We start from the raw sequence: 15,370 nt of genomic DNA on the forward strand, positions 1-15,370 counted from the left end.
ATATACCTAACAAAAAGCTCAGCGGCGCGACTTTTTCTCGTCCGCTGAAGCGTCTTGTTCTGCTATTTTGCATAATGTTTCTTTGATTTTTTCAGCAGCTTCATTAATACTATTCGCCCTGATATATTTATGCTCTGACAAGAAGGAGGGAATATGAGTATCTTTAAGAACCACAGGAATGATTTTTTTCTTTAAAGCGACAGCAGCACCAAACTCCATCATCACCCACTCACTTGCCAGTGCTCGTGGAGATATGAACAAAAGTACAATTTCACTTTTTCTAAGATTCTCTTCAATTAAGTTAGCCCAGTTATCACCTGCAGAAATATTTTGATCTGACCAAATATCAAGGTTAATTTGACTCAAATTGTCAACTAAAGCTCTTATTTCGGAGGTATCTTCCCTTGAATAGGATATAAATACTTTTTTATTCATTGCACACCAGATTGAAACTCTTGTATTTTGTTTTTTAATTGCAAAAAGAATTTATCGATTTCGTTCAGTTCAATTATGTCTCGTTTTTTAATAAATACAGGGATTCCAGGGCGTTTTTGAAGTTCAGATGAAGTGATACCATGTAAAACAACTATTATTGGGATTCGATTGCTCCATGCAGCACCTATCTCTGCCCATACATAAGGTCGTTCTAAGGCCCAAGGGGTAAATAAAACTATCAAATAGTGCGATTTATCCAAAAATTCCAATATTTTATCTTCAAACTCGTCTCCAATATTCACATTTGCTTCATCTAAGAATGGAATTGCACCACATAGTTCGACCTCCTTAGCTATCTGTTTCGCTATCCAAGTATCGAGGCTACTGTGACTAATAAAAACAAACCTTGAATTATTTTGATTACTGGACATTTTGGGTTTTATTTATTGTTTCTCAAGTTCTGTCAAATCCTCTACCCCTGACATATCTGCAAGCATTTTCGTGTATATTAGTAAAATTTTTTGAAGCTCCTCTAGTTCTTTCCTAAACTCCGCGCATTTCGTAGGATTCTCAAAAGCTTTGTCTATCATCAGTTTGTGCCATTTTGCAGTGAATGGTCTAATTTTTTGGTTAAGAATCACAATCGCAATTTTAGTAAATTCAATACAGAGACGACCACGCCTTTTGATAACTTCTCTGGTAAGGTTGAATATGGAATGAATAGAATCAAGTGCTGTAGATTCATCGCCATGTTCTTTGGGGAGTGGTTGTGTGGTAATGCGTGTTAGAAGCTCAATATATAGCTCCCAAGCTGCATCTTTGTCCTCATCTTTAGGCTTCCACTCCATTTCCAGAAAAGGTGGATTTATTTTAAGGGTTGTCATACTCCAATTTTCAAGCCATTCTTTCCATTTCATTCTGACCACCTTTCTCCCGATTTGTTATTAATGAAAGAGGGAAATGAATTATCTGGATCAACCTTAAAACGGCGGTTAAACGCTCCTTCTATCCATTGTGAAACTATCGCTGGGTCATCAGACCAATCATGAAGTGTAGCATAACCGCATTTGGCGCAATAATGAAGGCGAGGAGGGGTTATGTAAGGTATATATTTATCCCGACCAAAATCAGGATGATCTGGCAAAAAAATTCCCAGTAATCCAGATCTTGAATTTAAAATTGTGTGCCTTAGACTCGCACCAATTTCCCAGTCAACATTCTTTCTTTTCCATGTTTCTTTACCAATGAGTACTACTGTAACCGTGCTGTCTCTGAGGTATTCATCCCGGATTTTTTGTCGAATGGTATCTGTTTTTAGGAATGCGCTAATTTCACCTATTTGGACAGATTTTGAAATAAAAACGCTATAATAATTACTAAATAAATTTTCGAATCGATCCCTATCCCATTGATCATTGGCATGGTGATAACTTATAAAAACCTTATGCTTAGGTGGGATGCGTAGACCAGATAATATGCCGTAATTTTGCATTTAGCGAACCTTTCCCTAACGGAGCCATTCTCCCAAGCCAGTGGCTGTGTTATCGTTATGGTCCCAAACCATCCATTCACTCTTATCTTTACCTTTAAATTTTGACCACACTATTCTTTTATATAATCCAAGATATTCCTGCTCATGCCAGCTTTCTGTCAACGAATCCTTTACGACTGGGAAAATGGCTATGCTACTTTGAAATTTTTTCCCATCTCCAAGACCCAATTCCCAAGGCACCCAGCGGCTGTCTTTCGTGTTTGTTGTTACTAATACGACCAATTTGCTACACTTACCAATTGTTTCACGCAGGACTTCGGCTGTATTAGGGTTTACCTTTCCTGATAACCTGGGATCACCATCATCTATATAGACTCTTCCACCATGGTTCTCGAGTATTTTTATTACAGCAGGCAAAGATTCATGATCAGCGGAAGAATGTGAAAGAAACACACTAGGATACTGACGGCTATAAGCTTCTTTAATAATTACGTTTCGATCAATTTTTTCATTAATCGAACGGATATCATCAAATGTAGTGTATGGAGACATTTTTATTTATCAGCAGAACGACTTAAATAACCCGCGCAGGCAACCACTTCGGGAAAAACCGCCGACGCTATTCTGCGTCGGGTTGATTTTTTTGTTCGGCGTTTTCATTTGCATATTTAATTGTTAATTCATCCTCAAGATTGAGCAAGGTCAGTGCCTGCTTAATCCTGTCAAACTTACCTATATTGTCTAAGTTGCTTTCAATAAAATACGTGTCGTTAATGGCAATTGGTTGTCTGGGGCTTCCTTCGACTGGATTTTTAGTTAAGCCGATGCGCAGCCCTATGTCTGATGTAAAGAATGTTTCAGGTTGTAATTCAAAGAGTTGTTTGAATACTTCAACGTAAAGCTGAGACACCGCCCTGATTTCAAGTTTTTGATCCAGAAATATGGCATACTCCAATTTCTTGAATTTTGGGTCCTCTGCCTCAAATATATTAACTTCATTATTGCCATTATCCTCAGCAAAAGCTATGGTTGGAAGCTCCCATATTTTCAAGAATCTCTCTGCAATTATGCCAAAACGTCTTTCAATTTCCGCCCTGTCCCACTTCTCTGCGACTGACAGATATTTGTTTAGCCACAGCCTGCTATCTTTGTAACCATCGTTTTCTTTATCTCTTTTTTCGAGGAATGGCTTATTGCCAAGTTTTCCATTGTTGCCGGAAAGGGTAAGGTTGCCGATTGTATTTAAATAATTTTCCTTAATGAAAGAATATTCATCATTACCTAATTCAATTTTCCATTTGGTATCAGGATTCTGCGGAAAGATATGTTCAATTGTAATATCTGGATTTCCATCAATTGCGACGTGTTCACGGTTGTCATAATTTTCAAGCCGCTCAAGTAAATATATTCTGTTCTTAGCCTTTATGTTGTAAACATCTTTTACTTTTAATGCATCTATGGTCTCTTCATTTTTAGGATATCTTTGAACTCCTGCCCGCTGTAATAAAGCTTTTTGAATTGAATATAAATAATTCTCTCGCTCAACCTTGTCGTAAAGATTCATAAATATTTTATTCAAAGCATTTGTTGGGAGACCAACAATAAAACGACGCCAAGTGAATGATTGGATTGTATCTAAAACCTTTAAGAATGTTGCTTTGTCAATTATGGAGTTGCTGTAATCATCATATACCTTCATCAAAAAGGGATAGGCAACATTAATTTCAAGGCGGTTAATATATTCGAGTTGCAATCTTATTTCTTTATCCGGTTCATTTTTCGGATTAATCAGCTTGTTATAGTGCTTTCCTAATGATTTAATTCCTGATAAGTTTGATTCCAATTCTTCAAGGGTAGATGTAGGATACTTTGATTTGAATTCAAAATATACTCTGCCTTTGTTCGGAATATTATTATTTTCGACTGTTAAATAATCGCGGATGAAATCAGAAACGCGGCTGACATTAAGAATTTCATCCTTGGCAAGTTTTTCAATTACTTCCCAATAATTCTGATAAATCTTATTCTGCTCTCTTCGTTTGAGACCCATCAAAATATAGTTGCGAATCAGGTCAGCTTGTGAAAGTTCCAGGCCAGTTGAATTAAGGCTCTCAAATATTCGCTGCGGCTCGTCTCTTTCTCGGTCAAGCGAAATTTCGACGAACATTAATTTTGATAAACCAGTCAATACTATCTGATAGTTATCTTCTGTAATTCTGCCTTTGAAATAATTGAAGTTATCAATGAGTTTTGAAAAATCAGAGTATTCTTCATTTGCATCGCCGCGCAAAAGGTATTTCAGTGCTTTATCGTTATTGTCTGTTGGCCGGAGTTTCAGCTTTTCTTCTTCAGGAGCAAACTTGTTTATTAAATACGTTTCACTGATTTCATTAACAAGCTTTTCTTCTTTGAGTTCCTGTGCAAGACGATGTAATACCAAATAAATCAGGGTCAAGGTTGTAACTCGTTGCTGACCATCAATGACGGTAAGTTCCTTGATTCTTGATGCCGTGTATACGTCATCGTGAACATAAACGATACTGCCGATAAAATGGGCGTTCATCTTCTTGTTTGTACCAACTTCGAGAATGTCATCGAGTAGCAGTTTGCATTGACTGATAGACCAGTCATAATTCCTTTGATAAACAGGGATTATGAATTGTGTCTTGTTTGATGATAAAAAGTCTTCTACCTTTGTTTCGCTTGCCTTCATATTCTTATCCTTATGATTATTGGATTTGATTTATGCCGTAATTTAATTGGCCGCACCGGATAGGTCACGGGCATTGCTGCCCGATTCCCTCCTAAGAACTGTACGTGATAGTTTCCCATCATACAGCTCAAGCATTTCAATAAGCTGCCCTTGTGGGACAACCCGACTGTTTTACCTCGATGCTATCATTGCCTGATATTGGCGATGTGATAGCGCACCAAGCAGACGTGATTCCTTACTGTTTCTCCTTCTCCAGAAATAATTACTGTATTCAGAAAGGTAAGGAGTTGCTTCTGCTTTAATCTTTATATGCCTTTTTATCCCTATAGAGCTTACCCGAATTATTTTTAAAATTCGAGTCTTCTCTTTTTACTTGTGTAAGATTGAAAAGACATGTTTTCCTGCGGCTGACCAGTACTTTTTTATTAGCCAGCCTTTGGTCTTGTTCTGATGCCTTCTTCTTACCATACGCCATAGTTGTTCAAAGATATAGGTGTCAACACGGCTGAATGCTTCCGATGAGACAACATGCCTGTGATAATTAGCCCAACCTCGTAGAACAGAGTTGAGCTTTTCAAACAAGGCTTCAATAGGAGCACTCACATGTTTACGTATAATGTCCCCTACTTTTCTGATGAGAGATTGAACTCCCTCTTTGGGGTTGGTAAATCGGGTCGGACCAAGCTAACCTGTTGCGTTGACTATGTTTCCCCCCAACAATACATGTTTTCATGCCTTAGAAGATCTTTTTTGGCACTTAAATGAGCCTTGTAAGGAACAATCGGTTCTTTAAGTACAAACTTATCGTTACCCTCCTCTACCTTGCGTCCATGTGCTTTTAAACCTAACTTAACCTTCGTATCTTCTACAAATCGCCTACTCCCTACTGCGATACTTGCTGTCCAACAGGACTCTCTCCTGAGGCCATTATCATTAATGGCAGCTTCTACCCATTGTTTATATTCATGCCTCAGTTGTTCCTTGTTGGATAACCCACATAATTCAATCAAGCCTTTTATGTCTATTAAGGCGTATCTATCCGGTGGGTTTTGTATCTCATTATATCCACTCATTGCCCATTCACACGAATGCTTTACAACACCAGCCCTGACCATATTCAAATCAATATACATCATACATCTTATCAAATGTATGTCAGTTTCTATTGCCGTTGCGTGATATCTGTCTTCCCAAAATGCACCCTTACGCTTTTTTCTTTGATTATACTCCTGTGCAGTTCTCCCCGCTACCAATTGGATACTCTTCGGAATAACCTCACGACCATTGTCAATAACCAATAGATGAATATGATTTGATGTGACAGTATAGTTTAATATCCTTAATCCAAATCTCTTTTTAGCTTCAAACAGCCAGTACATCCAACGCTTACGATCTTTCAGAAATTTCAAAAGAAATTCTTTTTTATGGCATCTATGAGTAATATGCCAAACATAATTTGGGATATAATGTCTATTTGCACGTGCCATAACAAAAATTACTTAAACAACTCTTTTCTGTACTAAAAATAGGTATTTAAGGATAAAAATGTCACCCCTTTAAAGGTTATCTCTTTGTGCAGCGATAGTTGCTGTTGCTGTTGCTGAAAGGGCTTCACGAAGACGGTTCATGAGTTTCGGCTTGCGGTCCATTTCCGACTTGTCTGGTGGACATTTGATGGTCATGTTCGAACTTGTTGTTACGAAGAGAGCTTCCTGTATTGTCTTCTCCCCTTGGCGAAATCAAGATGATAGGAAATTGCTTTTGCTTTAAAAAGGAAGATACTACAAAAATAAAGAAGAATGCAAGCTTTTTTTTGGTTATTCTGAGGAGTGAACGGGAAGGAATCTCTCCATACACATCAACCTAACCTTTATTAAGGGGAAATATGGGAACACGTCCCTTATTCTCCTACCAGATCAAACAAAATATGGGAAGTGTGTCCCCCTATCCCCCATACGGAACGAAAGGATAAAATACGTATTATCAATTGCAGAAAGGCAACAGCACGCGAAAGAAGATTTTATGAAGAAGGTATCCACTAAAGGCTCGTTGAGGGAAGAAGATATGAGGTCGGAATACGATTTTCCCAGTATGAAAAGAGCGGTACGGGGAAAACACTACAAAGCGTATCGTTCGGGTCATAAAGTTGAGATACATCAGGCTGATGGCACTATCTCAGTACAGTATTTTAAGCTTGAAGATGGAGCAGTTCTGTTGGCGCCGGACGTAAAAAAATATTTTCCTGATTCGGAAGCGGTCAACAAAGCACTTAGATCATTGATCGAGATTATTCCATCTAAACGGCGAATAACTGCCAACATCAAATGACAATCAGCCGCGTAACAAGTCGCTCAAGCGGACGGCAAAAACCAGCCGGCGCTTAGTTCGGCGTTATGTGTCAAAACAATATAAATGCCCAATCACATTCTAGCCTTGACAATGATATCATTAATGATACTATCTTAAAATGGAGCAAGATAAAAGATATTTTAGAACAGATGCGCCAAAGCCCTAATAATGTAAGATTCAATGATCTTTGCGCAGTTTGTGATAATTATTTTGGAGACGCACTTCAAAGGGGAAGCAGTCATCGAGTATATAAAACACCATGGCTGGATAACCCGCGGATAAATATACAGAATAATAAAGGAAAGGCTAAAGCATATCAAGTGAAACAAGTGCTTATGGCCGTTGAAAGATTGGAGATTGGAGATAAATTATGGCACTGAAAAATGATCATTATACTTATCGTGTTATATGGTCGGCAGACGACAATGAATATGTAGGATTATGTGCAGAATTTCCAGGCTTAAGCTGGCTTGCAAAAACTCCTGAGGGAGCATTAAGAGGCATACGCAAAGTTATTGCTGATGTAATAGATGATATGAAAAGAAACGGTGAGGAAATACCAGAGCCAATTGCTAATAGAACTTATAGCGGTAAGTTTATGGTGCGAGTTCCACCAGAAGAACATAGAAAACTTGCGATACAAGCCGCAGAAGCAGGAGTCAGTATAAACCGCCTTGCCAGTGCAAAATTAAGCAAATAATACACATAACCAGTCACTTAAGCTAACCGCAAAAAGACACGCGGTAGCTTAGCTCAACGTTAGCCATAGAAGAGAGAATTGTAGAAAATATGGACAAAATGCCCATTGTCAATATTCTGCGTGTCGGACTATCCGGTCTATGCTTCTTACAGGAAATACAGGGACACTTCCCTTATTTTCCCACCATATCAAGCAAGAAATATGGGATATGTCCATAATTCTCCCAACGTTTCCGTTTTCAATGTACGATTTTAGATTTACAATTTACGATTTTTAAATCGTACTTCGTACATCGTAAATCATACATCAAATGCCATTACGGTTATGAACATTTCGGCGTGCCGGATTTGTCGCTCAATGCCCGGATTCGCATTTTTTTGAATATTCATATATTTCGTGAAAATTCTTCGTCAACTGCCACCATCCATTTTTAAAAGTAGCATGGTCTGCGCCTATCATGGCAGACGCAAACCGTATTGAATTTGCATAAAAGAACCATTCTTTTACCCACAACAATTCGATCAACTCATCAAATGGAAATATGGAAATATAGGGACACTTCCCTTATTTTCCCCAGATCAATCAATCAATAAGGGAAATGTCCCTATATTTCCTATATTTATCCATAGATTTTTCATCAAATTAATATCAAATTGCAAAATTTGTGCTTTATGAAAGGTCGTTTGGAGTTAGTCCTGTATGCTTTGAAATTCTCGCAAGCATACGAGGGCCAATTTCTTCTTTGTCATGAAAGGCAAAAACATAATCAGGCCATCCTTCCCTCTCCAGAACCCTATGAGATGTTTTGTCATGTCGCTTAATATTCCATCCGAGTCTCATTAACGCCCTCAGGACAAGGCGAGCTTTTTTAGAAGGCCATTGACTCATACAGGTGCCACAAAAAGTGCGTCAAGTTCGGGGATTTGATCGCCGTGTTCAACCCGATCAGCCATCACGCGAAGCGCCAAAACTTCCACTTTAGAAATAGCATCTTCCCGGTTACTTCCATAAACCACAACTCCGGGCAATTGCTTAATTTCAGCTATCCAGCGACCATCTTCCTCCCGTTCTAATTCAATATTCATTGATTACGCCTCCTGTTTAAAAGTCTAATAATACCCAAATATTTAATTCCGACTTCTTTCTCTGATACAAATGCGAGTTTCTGTCTTTCAAACCCCTTCTTTACACATATTTTATTTCAAAATGTTTTCAATTGCATTATATACCATTTGGGGTTCAATATAATTCATGCAAGACTTACTTTGCATACATCTTGGACTCAAACGATGTACGATTTTAGATTTACTATTTACTATTTACGATTTACGATTTTTAAATCGTACTTCGTACATCGTAAATCGTACATCAAATGCCGTTACGGTTATGAACATTCAGCATGCCGGATTTGTCGCTCAATGTCCGGATTCGCATTTCTTTGAATATTCATATATTTCGTGAAAATTCTCCGTCAACTGCCACCATCCATTTTTAAAAGTAGCATGGTCTGCGCCTATCATGGCAGATGCAAACCGTATTGAATTTGCATAAAAGAACCATTCTTTTACCCACAACAATTCGATCAATTCATCAAACGGATTCGATGCGTCTGCAAAACCGTTATCCCACATGTTTTTCATAAGATTTGTCGTATTTAAAACCATAGTGTCGGTTTCTATTATTGTTGTATCGAGTTTTTCAAAGTGGCCCATAACCCAGTCGGTGCTATGGCAGCTATTGCATACTTTTTTCATTTCTTTTTTCCGCAGTAATTGTTCCTCTTCATCAATCAAATATTCCACAGCCGGTTCATTCATAAATGTCACAGGCAAAGGCAAACCATCTTTATTTTCTATTTCATATGTTTTCCCGTTTTTAGGTTGGGGGTGAGAATAAATAAGACCAAATATCCTGACCCATAAACGTGAGCCAAAATCATGCGTGCGGGATACAACTTCCTTCCCTTCGGGTGTGACAAGCAAACTATTGTGGCATGCTGCACAGGTAGGGGCTTGAAAATCTTTGCCAACCTTCCATGGAACGTTGTTCCAATTCCACGTATCCTGTTTTGTAAGAAATATGTTTCCATGTTTACTCTCACAGTACACTTCATACGCCGGTATATCCGGTTCGAGGTGGCATTGTGAACATGTATATGGTTTTCTTGCTATTTCAATGGAGAAACTATGTCTTGGGTGGCATGCCGTACAGGCGCCGCGACTCCCGTCGGGATTAATCCTTCCTACGCCCTGATTAGGCCAATTCTGCAGGTTGGGAACTTCAATGCTTCCAGTGTTTGTTTGTATTTCTTTCATGCCATCCACTGTTATTTCAGTGCCATGGCACGCATAGCATGTTTCCCGTCTTGAATTTTCCGATGGGATTAAACATCGTATTGATTTATCGCCTACTTCTTTTATACCCGGAATCGCATCAACAAATTTTTGGTAAACGGGGTTTTCCCGCAGATTATCCAACGCGTATGCTTTCTTGCTGCCGGAGAATTGTTCTACCTCTACTGCATGGCATGTCCTGCAATCGTTTGGAGATACAATTACATTGATCCAAAACCCGAAATGCTCAAAACTGTCCTTGTGTTGTGAAATATTCTGACTATGGCATTCATAACATCCAACGACAACCGGACGAATGTCTTCCGGTATTGTTTGGCTCGAAACCCTTCTCTCTAATGCCGTTTTTTTAAGGGCGATTTCTGGAGTTATTTTCGAGTGCCTGCTTGTTTTCCAGTCTTCCACAATGCCTGGTGTCACGTTTTTATGACATAATATACATATCTTTGTCTGTTCGCTCACCGCATACGGCAAATCATGTTGTGATTTGCCAATAGCATATATTTTTGAAGTAAGAAGAAAAACTGAAAATAAAAGCAATGCACAAATAGATATCTTTTTCATAGACGTCTCCCTTCTATTTATGGTTATCATTCTGTGCGTAATCGCACGCAGAGAGATGCAACGCACAGGCGGGTCGATATTAAAATGCTATATTAAATTGTCTGAAAATATAGTAAGAATTTAATTTTTTGAAAACGTAGGGGCGAAGCATTAGTATGTTTGGTTATAAACGCATGTGTGCCGGTTATAGCAAATGCTTCGCCCCTACATCGTGCGGCGAAACATCGTTATTATTTGAATTTTTCAAAAAAACTAAAGTGTTACAGAATAGATACTTTTAGCTATACCGTGCATTTGTAGGAGTGGCATCAGACGCATTCACCGCGAAGAGAATCTTCGCTAAAAGATGAAAATTGATAATTATTTTTACCCGATTCTTTTGCACGGTATAACGCTATGTCTGCGCTTTTTAATAATGTATTCACGTCTTTGCCATTATCAGGATACTGCGCAATTCCAATGCTAATGGTAATGCTTATTGTGTTGCCGTCGAGCACTACCGGCTGTCTTACCGCTTCAAGTATTTTGTCAGCTACGCTTATTATATTGCTTTCATGCTCTACCTGCGTCAGTAAAACCGTAAATTCATCACCACCCATCCTTGCAATCGTATCTGATTTTCGGACGGTCTGGTTTAATCTATACGCAATTTCCCTAAGCAATTGGTCGCCTGTCTGGTGACCAAAGGCATCATTAACCTCTTTAAATCCATCGAGATCAAGAAACATTACTGCAAGCCTTTGCCGGTACCGGTTCGCATTTGAAATGGCCACATACAGGCGATCATTAAATAGCCTTCTATTGGGAAAGTTCGTAATTTCATCAAAATACGCCATGTGTGTAATCACTTCTTGCGTCCACAGATGCTGGACAGCAATGGCATATAAGATTGCAATACGTTCCAACAACTGAATATCTTTTCCGGAATAGCCGTTTGCAGCATTACCCACAGTTATCTGCCCTACAATTATCTCGCCGAGCATGGCAGGCGCTGATAAAAAATGCTTTAATGATGCATTCTTATTTAATGACGCCTCCGACCTTGCATCATTTAACGGGTCGTTTGATAGAAGAGGTTTTTTGTTTTCAAGCACCCATCCCCATAGCCCCTGGAATTCATCAACCCCGATGTTTCCTTCCGGTATATTAAATATTTTGGAAACTTCGGGTGTTATTGCAGGAGAAACAAAGCTGTTTGTTTGCTTGTCAATATATCCGACATAGCCAACAGGACTGTTTGTCAGACATTTTGCATATTCCAAAACAAGCGCCGACAAACTTTCAATTGAGTTTTCCGGTTTTACCAATGCCTTTGATAAATCTACCAGCGCTGCATTAGCTTTTGCCTCCCATGCAGCGGCTTCTTCCGCCTGTTCAACTTTTAATTGCCGCGTCTCGTATTCACTCAATTTTTGACGCAATATCTTTATCTCTTCAATCAGTTGTTGCTTTGTCTTTATTTCGTCCATACTGCCCGCAGTATTTGTTTTATCTTTAATGTCCATACGATATGAAAACCTCCCCTCCTCCCAATAATCGATTAATTTGTGCCTTCATCAGTCTACCGTCGGCAATCTGCAATCAGCAATCGGCAATCGGCAGTCTACGGACTGAAAACCGTTACACGTTCTTATAGCACTTAATTTCAAAATAGTATAATAAAAAAACGGCATTTGTTCAGCATAAATCGGCAAAATCTAAACCTCCCGATAAGTTGTGGCAGTCTACAGTCTACAGCCTACAGCCTACAGTCGGCAGTCGGCAGTCGGCAAGTTGTAGATTGAGGACTGAGGATTATTTTCGTGCCTGGTTGGTTCTGGCTATGCCAGCTTAGGAGATAGTAAAAAAAGCCCCACTATAGCCAAAAGCATCAATTATTCAAAAAACGGTCACCTCTCACACAGAGCAGGGCATGTAGATCAGACAATCCCCGTCCCCAGTATGAATGCCAACACAAACAATAATATCCCGACAATACGTTTGATTGTGCGCATAGTAATTTTCTTTATGAGGCGCGAACCGATAAATGCGCCGGTAAATGCGGTCAAAATAGCCGCCGCAATTAGTCCATACCCAATCTGTCCACGAATGACATGAATGTTTTGCGAAAAGAATGTGACCCCATAAGCAGCAAGCCGCGTTACATCCACCACGACTGCAGAAACAACCATCGTCCCTATGAACGCCTCTTTTTTCAGTCCGATTCGTATCAGAAATGCAGTACGCAATGCCCCCTGATGTCCGGATAATCCGCCAAAGAATCCCGATAGCATCCCGCCAAGCGGAATATATTTTGGATGGAATGAGAGTGTTTCAAAAGAGGGCACCAATTCGAGGATTGCAAAGATTGCAATAAGAACGGCGATAATCAATTTTAAAAAAGTAATAGAAAAGACTTTTCCGGCAAGCACATACTCGGCGAGAGGCTGCATGCCGCTGAAATAGTTCAGTAATAACGCCCCGACGATAGCCATGCCTGATGCGGGAATAGCAAATGTAAGTACGACCCGAATGTCCGCCCTCTTCCCGACCAGCACGACTTTAAATATATTGTTTGCAAGATGGACGAAGGCCGTTGCGCCAATGGCCACCTCCAGTGGGAAAAAAAGCGCAAAGGCCGGCATAAGCAGTGTCCCCAAACCAAAACCGGAAAAGAGAGTTAAGGCGGATACTATCAGTGAAACCGTGCAAATTATCAGATAAACCATGTATTTTCCTCTTTTTTCGGCAAAATATTTAATGGTGAAATACGAAATTCTAAGCACGAAATACGAAACAAATTCAAAAATACAAAATCCCAATGAAAAAACGGGTTTTGAACATTTGAAAATTGAAATTTGGGGTAACTATTCATCGTAAACGATACACGGCTCGTTCCCAAACATATACTTCACTATGTTCAGTACAAGGTTTGGCAACGAGTTGCGCTCTGATCTCCGGTAGTTTAATAAATCACGCTGAATAGTTACCAATATTTCATCGATTGGTTTACTACATATAAAATGTTTTCCGCTTTTGTAAAAAGAAATGCAAGGCAAGCCACTTTATTCTTTTGCATTGAAAATAAAGATATATTTTGTTATCTATTTCAAAGACCTGAAAAAATATTTTATTCTTTAGGTGTTTTCATATTATAAGCTCTATGTGAGTTTGGGATGAAGCATGCCCTCTATTGGTTCTGTAGCGGGGTTTTGCGGTTATGAGTATCAACAGAGAAAACTATACGTTTATGTCGCATTTAAAATAGGCGCCTGTTATAATTATCAGGTGCGTGGCGAGTATTTTTATTTGATAATCTGTCACTACCTGCGCCGGATTACGATGATGTGTGTTTGGACAATTTCCCCATATTGTTATTTCCCTTATTGTCTTATAAGTAAATTTTGACAACGTAATTTCCACAGGGTCATTAATAAAGGTATGAAATGTCAGAATCTTTTAATGAACTTAACAAGGAATTGCAAGAGTTTATTTCCCGGCAGAAGATGTTTTTTGTTGCAACTGCTCCTGAAAATGGCAATATTGCTATTTCTCCAAAATGCATGGATACATTCAGGTGTTTAGACCGCAAGACGATTATTTACCTGGACTTGAAAGGCAGTGGGAATAATACCGCTATGAACATACAAGAAAATGGCAGAATGGCGATGATGTTCTGCAGCTTTGACAAAGATCCCATGATACTTCGTTTATATGGGAAAGGCGAAGTGGTCCGGCAAGACGACGTGAAGTGGAGCGAATACTACCGGCATTTTCAGCATATTCACGGGAAACGCCAGATTATCCTGCTTAAAATCAATTCAGCACAGACTTCCTGCGGAACCTCTGTTCCTGTTTATGAGTTTAAAAGGGAACGGTCAAAGCTGAATGCGTGGGGAAAACTTAACATTATGGAGATTGGCAAACAAATAGTAAGTAAATTCCTGAAGACAGGTATAGTCTAAAATTTGTACTGCTATTTTTTATGAATAGTTTATGTGGTGTGTGGAACAACTCCATAAATCCCCCTTGTGGAGTTGCTGAAGGCCTTCTTCAACACCGCTCTTAACCGGGGAAAAAGAATTATTGGCCTAACATGTGTGAACGAGAGCCAGAAATAAAATTCGGCTTTTATGCAATTTTTCAGTGAAATAGTACAGATAATTAATCATTTTAAACTACGAAAGGAGTACCGCATGGTAAGAGCACGGGCGCGTCATATTCTGGTTTCAACTCAACAGGAATGCGAAGATATTAAATCAAAAATTCAAAATGGAGAAGAATTTGCAACAATGGCCCAGCAGTATTCGCAATGTCCATCAGGCAAACAGGGAGGAGATCTTGGAGAATTCGGACCAGGGCAAATGGTTAAGGAATTTGACCAGGTAGTATTCAGGGATGAAGTAGGAAAAGTTCACGGACCAATCTGTACGCAATTTGGCTACCACCTTATAGAAATTACCAGTCGAGCTTAATTCGTTAAAACGTAAGAAAGAGGATGCACAATGCAAAGCGAACACCATGCCCTCGCAAATGAATTTCCTGAATTTAGGGACAAAATCCATGACCTTAAAATGTCTGACGAACACTTTCAAAAACTTTTTGATGAGTACCACAAACTCGATCGGAAGGTGTACCGTGTTGAATACGATATCGAACCACGGTCGGACACTGCGCTTGAAGAACTAAAAAAACGCAGGCTTGCTTTAAAAGATGAGCTTTACAATATTCTAAAACATAGTGTTTCTTAATCATGAGTACAGCAAAATCATCGAAAATAAAAGGAT

The 15,370-nt window shown here is 39.1% G+C and carries 19 protein-coding genes; 6 read left to right on the forward strand and 13 right to left on the reverse strand.

Annotated features, from left to right (window positions below; genetic code table 11):
- Positions 1-18: 18 nt before the first annotated feature.
- From M5U24_RS00385 to M5U24_RS00415, 7 genes are all read right to left on the reverse strand, one after another.
- Positions 19-435 (reverse strand): toll/interleukin-1 receptor domain-containing protein, encoded by a 417-nt coding sequence (locus M5U24_RS00385; protein WP_099326414.1) that lies wholly within the window; start codon positions 433-435, stop codon positions 19-21.
- Positions 432-866 (reverse strand): toll/interleukin-1 receptor domain-containing protein, encoded by a 435-nt coding sequence (locus M5U24_RS00390; RefSeq protein WP_099326413.1) that lies wholly within the window; start codon positions 864-866, stop codon positions 432-434. The genes M5U24_RS00385 and M5U24_RS00390 overlap by 4 nt, the downstream gene beginning before the upstream one ends.
- A gap of 12 nt (positions 867-878) precedes the next feature.
- The gene (locus M5U24_RS00395; RefSeq protein ID WP_099326412.1) at positions 879-1,352 is read right to left on the reverse strand and encodes a hypothetical protein; all 474 of its coding nucleotides are present in this window, start codon (positions 1,350-1,352) and stop codon (positions 879-881) included.
- Complete coding sequence (locus M5U24_RS00400; protein WP_099326411.1) at positions 1,349-1,927, reverse strand: TIR domain-containing protein; 579 nt, start codon at positions 1,925-1,927, stop codon at positions 1,349-1,351. The genes M5U24_RS00395 and M5U24_RS00400 overlap by 4 nt, the downstream gene beginning before the upstream one ends.
- A 15-nt stretch (positions 1,928-1,942) precedes the next feature.
- A complete protein-coding gene (locus M5U24_RS00405) occupies positions 1,943-2,479 on the reverse strand; it encodes a toll/interleukin-1 receptor domain-containing protein (RefSeq protein ID WP_099326410.1) in 537 nt (178 codons plus the stop codon).
- A 67-nt stretch (positions 2,480-2,546) separates the two neighbouring features.
- Entirely contained in the window at positions 2,547-4,640 is a 2,094-nt protein-coding gene (locus M5U24_RS00410; RefSeq protein WP_099326409.1) for a DUF262 domain-containing protein, read from the reverse strand.
- 701 nt (positions 4,641-5,341) lie between these two features.
- Positions 5,342-6,127 (reverse strand): transposase, encoded by a 786-nt coding sequence (locus tag M5U24_RS00415; RefSeq protein ID WP_298201288.1) that lies wholly within the window; start codon positions 6,125-6,127, stop codon positions 5,342-5,344.
- A gap of 535 nt (positions 6,128-6,662) precedes the next feature.
- On the opposite strand from M5U24_RS00415, the gene M5U24_RS00420 reads away from it, so the two are divergent.
- From M5U24_RS00420 to M5U24_RS00430, 3 genes are all read left to right on the forward strand, one after another.
- Positions 6,663-6,968: a hypothetical protein gene (locus M5U24_RS00420; RefSeq protein WP_099326407.1), complete on the forward strand. Its 306-nt coding sequence runs from the start codon at positions 6,663-6,665 to the stop codon at positions 6,966-6,968.
- 65 nt (positions 6,969-7,033) lie between these two features.
- Positions 7,034-7,369 (forward strand): type II toxin-antitoxin system HicA family toxin, encoded by a 336-nt coding sequence (locus M5U24_RS00425; protein ID WP_197705238.1) that lies wholly within the window; start codon positions 7,034-7,036, stop codon positions 7,367-7,369.
- On the forward strand, positions 7,360-7,689 hold the full coding sequence (locus M5U24_RS00430) for a type II toxin-antitoxin system HicB family antitoxin (RefSeq protein ID WP_164995302.1): 330 nt from the start codon (positions 7,360-7,362) through the stop codon (positions 7,687-7,689). The genes M5U24_RS00425 and M5U24_RS00430 overlap by 10 nt, the downstream gene beginning before the upstream one ends.
- 669 nt (positions 7,690-8,358) lie before the next feature.
- Here M5U24_RS00430 and M5U24_RS00435 read toward each other — a convergent pair.
- From M5U24_RS00435 to M5U24_RS00460, 6 genes are all read right to left on the reverse strand, one after another.
- The gene (locus M5U24_RS00435) at positions 8,359-8,577 is read right to left on the reverse strand and encodes a type II toxin-antitoxin system HicA family toxin (RefSeq protein ID WP_099326405.1); all 219 of its coding nucleotides are present in this window, start codon (positions 8,575-8,577) and stop codon (positions 8,359-8,361) included.
- Positions 8,574-8,774: a HicB family protein gene (locus M5U24_RS00440; protein ID WP_099326404.1), complete on the reverse strand. Its 201-nt coding sequence runs from the start codon at positions 8,772-8,774 to the stop codon at positions 8,574-8,576. The genes M5U24_RS00435 and M5U24_RS00440 overlap by 4 nt, the downstream gene beginning before the upstream one ends.
- 330 nt (positions 8,775-9,104) lie before the next feature.
- Positions 9,105-10,604 carry a multiheme c-type cytochrome gene (locus M5U24_RS00445; RefSeq protein WP_099326403.1) on the reverse strand — a complete coding sequence of 500 codons (1,500 nt, stop codon included), beginning with the start codon at positions 10,602-10,604 and terminating at the stop codon, positions 9,105-9,107.
- 308 nt (positions 10,605-10,912) lie between these two features.
- Entirely contained in the window at positions 10,913-12,109 is a 1,197-nt protein-coding gene (locus M5U24_RS00450; RefSeq protein WP_099326402.1) for a sensor domain-containing diguanylate cyclase, read from the reverse strand.
- Positions 12,110-12,523: 414 nt separating this feature from the next.
- Complete coding sequence (locus tag M5U24_RS00455; RefSeq protein WP_099326401.1) at positions 12,524-13,312, reverse strand: sulfite exporter TauE/SafE family protein; 789 nt, start codon at positions 13,310-13,312, stop codon at positions 12,524-12,526.
- 511 nt (positions 13,313-13,823) lie between these two features.
- On the reverse strand, positions 13,824-13,994 hold the full coding sequence (locus tag M5U24_RS00460; protein WP_164995304.1) for a hypothetical protein: 171 nt from the start codon (positions 13,992-13,994) through the stop codon (positions 13,824-13,826).
- 35 nt (positions 13,995-14,029) lie between these two features.
- On the opposite strand from M5U24_RS00460, the gene M5U24_RS00465 reads away from it, so the two are divergent.
- The 3 genes from M5U24_RS00465 (at position 14,030) to M5U24_RS00475 (ending at position 15,334) form a co-directional block, all read left to right on the forward strand.
- Entirely contained in the window at positions 14,030-14,548 is a 519-nt protein-coding gene (locus M5U24_RS00465) for a pyridoxamine 5'-phosphate oxidase family protein (RefSeq protein WP_099326400.1), read from the forward strand.
- Positions 14,549-14,779: 231 nt separating this feature from the next.
- Positions 14,780-15,058, forward strand: a complete 279-nt coding sequence (locus M5U24_RS00470) for a peptidylprolyl isomerase (RefSeq protein ID WP_099326399.1) — start codon at positions 14,780-14,782, stop codon at positions 15,056-15,058.
- A 30-nt stretch (positions 15,059-15,088) separates the two neighbouring features.
- Positions 15,089-15,334 carry a YdcH family protein gene (locus M5U24_RS00475; protein ID WP_099326398.1) on the forward strand — a complete coding sequence of 82 codons (246 nt, stop codon included), beginning with the start codon at positions 15,089-15,091 and terminating at the stop codon, positions 15,332-15,334.
- The last annotated feature ends 36 nt before the right edge of the window (positions 15,335-15,370 follow it).

The sequence above is a fragment of the Candidatus Kuenenia sp. genome (genome assembly GCF_027493735.1).
GTDB lineage: Bacteria > Planctomycetota > Brocadiia > Brocadiales > Brocadiaceae > Kuenenia > Kuenenia stuttgartiensis_A.